Origin of the sequence: Kitasatospora sp. NPDC053057 (genome assembly GCF_044546945.1) — a bacterium.
In the GTDB taxonomy this organism is placed as follows: domain Bacteria; phylum Actinomycetota; class Actinomycetes; order Streptomycetales; family Streptomycetaceae; genus Kitasatospora.
In genome coordinates, this window is the sequence record NZ_JBITZP010000095.1 from 1 (window position 1) to 6080 (window position 6080).

At 68.5% G+C, this 6080-nt stretch carries 5 protein-coding genes and 1 pseudogene; 4 read left to right on the forward strand and 2 right to left on the reverse strand.

Going from position 1 to position 6080, the window contains the following annotated elements; translation table 11 throughout:
- Together ACIG5E_RS38840 and ACIG5E_RS38845 are read right to left on the reverse strand one after the other, a co-directional pair.
- Positions 1 to 695: pseudogene (locus ACIG5E_RS38840) on the reverse strand (hypothetical protein); the annotation flags it as partial.
- A gap of 247 nt (positions 696 to 942) precedes the next feature.
- Positions 943 to 1152, reverse strand: coding sequence for a hypothetical protein (locus ACIG5E_RS38845; protein ID WP_396541937.1), 210 nt, complete (start codon positions 1150 to 1152; stop codon positions 943 to 945).
- Positions 1153 to 1646: 494 nt separating this feature from the next.
- Between ACIG5E_RS38845 and ACIG5E_RS38850 the strand changes: the two genes are divergently transcribed.
- From ACIG5E_RS38850 to ACIG5E_RS38865, 4 genes are all read left to right on the forward strand, one after another.
- Positions 1647 to 2369: an IS6 family transposase gene (locus ACIG5E_RS38850; RefSeq protein ID WP_396541939.1), complete on the forward strand. Its 723-nt coding sequence runs from the start codon at positions 1647 to 1649 to the stop codon at positions 2367 to 2369.
- A gap of 348 nt (positions 2370 to 2717) precedes the next feature.
- On the forward strand, positions 2718 to 4319 hold the full coding sequence (locus tag ACIG5E_RS38855; protein WP_396541941.1) for a multicopper oxidase family protein: 1602 nt from the start codon (positions 2718 to 2720) through the stop codon (positions 4317 to 4319).
- Between the two features lie 130 nt (positions 4320 to 4449).
- Positions 4450 to 4779, forward strand: a complete 330-nt coding sequence (locus tag ACIG5E_RS38860; RefSeq protein WP_396541943.1) for an integrase — start codon at positions 4450 to 4452, stop codon at positions 4777 to 4779.
- Positions 4780 to 4788: 9 nt separating this feature from the next.
- Positions 4789 to 5901 carry an integrase core domain-containing protein gene (locus ACIG5E_RS38865; RefSeq protein ID WP_396541945.1) on the forward strand — a complete coding sequence of 371 codons (1113 nt, stop codon included), beginning with the start codon at positions 4789 to 4791 and terminating at the stop codon, positions 5899 to 5901.
- Positions 5902 to 6080: the final 179 nt, after the last annotated feature.

A 6080-nucleotide genomic window follows, 5' to 3' on the forward strand; every position in this document is an offset into this window, starting at 1 on the left:
GCGGTGGCCGTCCCACTGGTGAAGGTGACCGACGCACCGGAGACCGGCACACCGTTGCACAGCACCACAGCGGTCACGCTGGTCGGCTGGCCCACCACCACCGGCCCGACCAGCGGCTGGATCACCACCGAGCAGCTGGACAGCGCAGGCACGGTGACGGTGATCGGCGCGAGCGTGCAGGCCGGACAGGTCCCAGCCGCCGGGGTGAAGGTCACGGTCACCACCTGGCCCGGCGTCAGCGCCACCCCCAGGTCGGTCGGCACCACCACGCCGTTGGTCACGGTGGCGGTGACCGTGCCTCCGCCGGGCAGGGTGTACGTCAGCGTTCCGTTGATGGAGCTGAGACCGGCACCGCAGGTGATGATGGTGCTGGCCGTGGTGGTCCCGCTGACCGGGGTGGTCAGCGTTGTGGATATGGTTCCGGCCGGTGCGGGCGTGACGGTCACGGTCCCGGTTTCCGCACCCGTGACGGTGCCGGTGCCACCGGCACCGCTGAAGTAGATCGCGGACACGACCTGGGATCCGGACCCAACCGCCGTGAAGCTGGCCGTGGCCGCACCGCCGATGACGGCCACGGTCTGGGTGGAGCCGTCATACGTGATGACGGTGGAGGCGGTCCCCGCGGGAGCGCCGGTGATGGTGACGGTGAACGTCGTACACGCTGGAACCGTCAGGGGGAAGACGACTACTGCCATGGAACGACAACCCCTTCAAGGAGCTTCGGCGTGGAGCTGCCGCTCATGGCTGCGTCATATGGCGCAGCATCCGCCTGCCAGGGTGCCCATGTAGCGCGACAACGACCCGTCAAGCGATCGTTGCCTCAGCTCCCCAACAGAGGGATGGGCACCCCACATTCGGTCTCGCCATTAGACCCACAGCCGTGCTCCCGGGCCCATACCTCTGTTCCAAAATCACTCATATGGCGGTATCCAATAGTTAAAATCACACAACTTCTGTATTTGGGGGCGCCATCAGCGCCGAGTCGCCAGGCGCAAGGTATGCCGGTGTCAGCGTTGGCCCCACGCCAACGGAGCCTTCCTCCAGCGACCAGGCGTCGGGGCCGCGCCCGATAGCCTCCGGCTCGGTGACGACCCGGGCGATGTAATCGCGGTGCGGCAGGTGGCCGCCGCGCTCCTCCAGGACCTTCGTCACGATGCTCTTCCTCCGTCGTGGCGCGGGCCGGATTTGGCCTCACCAGTGGATCGCCGGGCGCGGCACCTGTGGCCAAGGGATCCGGTCGCGGCGCACCAGCAGCCGGGACCGCTGCTCTCCGTCGTTGTGGGATTTGCACGGCTTTCTTCCGGTGAATTTCGCTCGGTCGGCATAGAAAAAGTCCCGGCCGCCTTTTCGGCGGCCGGGACTGAGGTTTATCGGCGACACGAAGCTGGCACGGGGCTGTCAGCGGTACATCGGCTGTGCGTCACGGCCCCGGTTCCACGGCCGGCCGGTGCACCCGGTGGCGGCGCACAGCCGGGCGGTGCCGGTCTCGTCGGCGAACAGCAGCCGGTCTTCGTCCAGGCGGCCCGCGTCGGCCTCGCCCTGGCCGCGTCCGTCGCCGCCGCCAGCCTGATCGGCCTCAACGGCATTGTCACGTTGGCTGGTGGGCGTGGGATGATCTTGTGGTTGGCCGTGCTGGGAGGGGACCGTTGATGTCGTCCGTGCCGCCGTCGTACAGGGGGCACCGGTATCCGGCGGAGGTCATCTCGCACTGCGTGTGGCTGTACTTCCGCTTCCCGCTCAGCTTCCGCGAGGTCGAGGAGCTGATGCTGGAGCGGGGCGTGGTCGTCTCCTACGAGACGATCCGGCGGTGGTGCCTGAAGTTCGGGCAGTCCTACGCCAACTCTCTGCGGCGCCGACGCCCCAGGCCGGGGGACAAGTGGCACCTGGATGAGGTCTTCGTGAAGATCAACGGCGAGTTGAAGTACCTGTGGCGGGCCGTCGACCAGGACGGGAACGTGCTCGACATCCTCGTGCAGAACCGACGGGACACCGCCGCGGCCAGGCGCTTCTTCAAGAAGCTGATGAAGGGGACCCGGTCATTGCCCCGGGTGGTGGTGACCGACAAGCTCCGCTCCTACGGCGCCGCCCACCGGCAGGTGATGCCGTCGGTGGAGCACCGCTCGCACAAGGGCCTGAACAACCGGGCCGAGAACTCCCACCAGCCGACCAGGCAACGCGAACGCGCCATGAAAGGCTTCCGCTCCGTCGGCGGGGCACAGAGATTCCTGGCCGCGTTCAGCGGCATCTCCCCCCACTTCCGGCCCCGACGCCACCTGCTCACCGCCACCGAACACCGCACCGAGATGATCACCCGCTTCACCATCTGGGACCACATCACCGGCACCGCCGGCCTGCCCAACGCGGCCTGAACCACCGCCATACCGGGGCCGAGCACGCCCTGACGCACTATCAACCGATCACACCCACGCCAACGTGGCAATGCCAGAAACGCACCCCCTTTTGGGATCGGTTGTCGCGTTTTATCCGACAACCCCAGGGGCCAGGCCGGGCGGCGGCCAGGCTGGGCATACGTGCCGGGGCGTGTCCAGCCACCGTGCAGACCCGGCCATGTCCGCCAGCCTCTCGTCCCGAATATTGCCTCCATTCGTATCACCAGGCTCCGACACACTGTTCCAACTCTTGTCGACCACATGCCAAGTGATGAAGGCTAGGGTCTGCACCCTCACCCTCACCCTCATCATGACTACGGAGACCTGATGTCCCATGACATCGGAGCCGCCGCCGACGCCCAGCGCCGGCAGATCCGGCGCACCCGGCGCGCCATCCACGCCGTCACCGCGGTGGCCGTCCTACTGTCGGCCGCCGTCGGTGCCGAGGCGATGGCGGCTTCGCCGGCGGACGTTGCGCAGCCGCCCTCGACCGCCGACCAGGAGAAGGGCATGCGGGCAGGCATGCCGTTCCACGACCCGGCCACGGTGGAGACGGACGGCACAGACCCGGACCTGACCATCACCCTCGGGGCCACCCGCACCCGGTTCGACGTCTCCGGGCGCGAGGTCTACGGCGCCTCCTACAACGGCTCGTTCGTCGCGCCGACCATCAAGGTGGCCCCCGGCTCGACCGTCACCGTTCATCTGGTCAACCACCTGCGGGTCGCCACCAACCTGCACTTCCACGGCCTGCACGTCTCCCCCGAGGGGCAGTCGGACGACCCGTTCTTGTGCGTCGCCCCCGGCGCCGACACCACCTACCGGCTGTCGATCCCCGCCGACCACCCGCAGGGCACCTTCTGGTACCACAGCCACGCCATGGGCACCACCTGCCCCGCGCCCGGCGGTGGCATGGCGGGTCACGACACGGGCTTCACGCCCGGCGACGTGGAGAACCAGATCTTCGCGGGCCTGTCCGGCGCCCTGGTGGTAGGCGACGACCGCACCCTGCTGCCTCCGTGCCTCCGACACGTCACCGCGCACACGTTCGTCCTCAAGGACATCCAAATCGACACCGCTGGCCGCATCCTGCAGAACACCGCGACCGACTCGATCAACTCGAACAACCCCACCGTGCGCCTGGTCAACGGCCGGCTGCGGCCGGTGCTCGCGATGCGGCCGAACGAGACCCAGCTGTGGCGCCTGGTCAACGCCGGGGCCGACATCTTCTACCAACTCCAGTTGGACGGTTACCACTTCACCGTCATCGGCGAGGACGGCCGCCCGGTCGCCCGGGTCACCAACCCCGACACCCTGCTGCTGCCCCCGGCCAAGCGCTACGACGTCCTCGTCACCGCGAGCGCCGACCCCGGCCGGGCCGTCCTGCGCACCATCGTCTATAGCAACGGCCCGCAGGGCGACTCCTACCCGGACACGCCGCTGGCCACGGTCGCCGTCGGCGGCCGGCCGGTCCGACGACTGCCGGAGCCGTCCGGCGCGATGCCGACCGCCCCGGCCGACCTCGCTGCCGTGCCGATCGCCCAGCGGCGCACCCTCGACCTGTCCGAGAGCGCCGACGGCAACACGTTCTTCATCAACGGCCGGCAGTTCGCGATGGACGCCTCCATCTTCGCCACCCCTGCCAAGGTCGGCACCGTCGAGGAGTGGACGATCGCCAACCTCTCCGGCGAGGACCACCCATTCCACCTGCACACGAACGCGTTCCAGGTGATGTCCGTCAACGGCGTGCCCCAGCCCTACGACCGCTACGCGGACACGGTCCCCGTACCCCACGCGGTCGACGGCGTCCCCGGCACTGTCGTGATCCGCGTCCCCTTCGCCGACTACCCCGGCAAGTGGGTGTTCCACTGCCACATCGCCGCCCACGAGGACCACGGCATGATGAGCTACATCAACGTAGTCCCGTAGACGGGGGTCGACCTGCAGAAACGCCTGTGGGTGCCGACAACCCTGTCACATACGCTGAGCTGGGGCTTCAGGGTCTCGATGTGATCACATCGAGAGTGCTGGTGAGCCCGTCGGTGCACGCTTGGGAATCGTGACGTTCCGTCTGGTCTACCGATTCGGCTGCCTCCTGCTCGGCTGGCCGCGCCTGCTGGCCCGCTCCTCCGCGGCCAAGGACGTCGAGATCCTGCTGCTCCGGCACCAGCTGGCCGTCCTGCAGCGCAGCAGCCCCGGGCCGGCCTTCACCCGCGGGGACCGCGCAGTGCTCGCAGCCCTGCTCCGGTTGCTGAGTAAGCGTCACCGTTCGTCGCTGAAGCTGCTGGTCACCCCACGTACCGTGCTCCGCTGGCACGCGAGGCTGGTTGCGAAGAAGTGGACCTATCCGCACCGAGGCCCGGGCCGCCCGGCCAAGCCCGAGGAATGATCGCGGTTCGTGGGCCTGCGACTGCTGTACTTGATCTTCTGCCGGCTGCTGGGTTGGCTCGTTCTGTTGAGCCGCTCCTCCGCCGCGAACAACGCCGAGATCCTCGCTCTGCGCCATGAGGTAGCCGTGTTGCGCCGACAGGTCGGGCGGCCGCGGATGTCGTGGGCCGACCGTGCCATGCTCTCCGCGCTCGCGCGGCATCTGCCGTCCGCCCTGCGTCGGCACCGGCTGGTCACGCCGGGCACGTTGCTGGCCTGGCACCGGCGTCTGGTGCGCTGGAAATGGCGTCAGCCACCGGCCAGGTCCGGCCGGCCACCGCTGCCCGAAGAGATCGTCGCACTCATCCGGCGCCTGGCCGAGGAGAATCCGGCCTGGGGGTACGTCAGGATCCAGGGCGAGCTGCGACGGCTCGGCCACCGCGTCGCCGCCGCCACCATCCGCCGCATCCTGCGCCGCTCCGGCCTGCCACCCGCACCACAGCGCGCCTCCGAGCAGACCTGGCGCACCTTCATCCGCACCCAGGCCCACACGCTGCTCGCCTGCGACTTCATGCACGTGGACACCGTCCTCCTCAAGCGACTGTACGTCTTCTTCGTCATGGAGATCAGGAGCAGGCGCGTCCACGTCCTCGGCGTCACCGCGCACCCCACGGGAGCTTGGGTGGCTCAGCTCGCCCGAAACCTGCTGATCGATCTGGGGGACAGGTCCGGGTGCTTCCGGTTCCTCATCCGCGACCGCGATGCCAAGTTCACCGCCGCGTTCGACGCCGTCTTCGCCGGCAACGACATGGCCGTCATCCCGACCCCGCCGCAAAGCCCGCGGTCGAACGCCTTCGCGGAGCGGTGGATACGCACCGCGCGCACCGAGTGCACCGACCGCGTCCTCATCGCCAGTGAACGGCACCTGCGCGCCGTGCTCGCCGAGTACGCCGAGCACTACAACGCCGGACGAGCCCACCGCGGCCTGGACCTACGAGCACCAGACGACGATCCGAACGTCATCCTGCTGCCCACGGCCGCAGTCCGGCGCCACCGAGTACTCGGTGGACTCCTCAACGAGTACCACGCCACCCCGATCAGACCGCCTCGCGATCCGCAGGAAACTCCCAGGTCAGCGGCCTGATCGGAGTTTTGACACCCCTCAGAGGGTGTTCGATACCGATTTAGGCTGCCGCGGGCGGTTTCGGTCGGAGGTATTGCCCGGTTATGTCCGGGTTGGCGGTCAGGCGGCTGGTCATGGAGTTCACCATGGCCCACTGGATCATCGAGCGTGACCGGTCCGGCAGTTCTTCGTAGTCTCGG

Bases quoted from the DNA above. Each gene is read 5' to 3' on its own strand.
- ACIG5E_RS38855 (WP_396541941.1), top strand. From the start codon at position 2,718: ATGTCCCATGACATCGGAGCCGCCGCCGACGCCCAGCGCCGGCAGATC.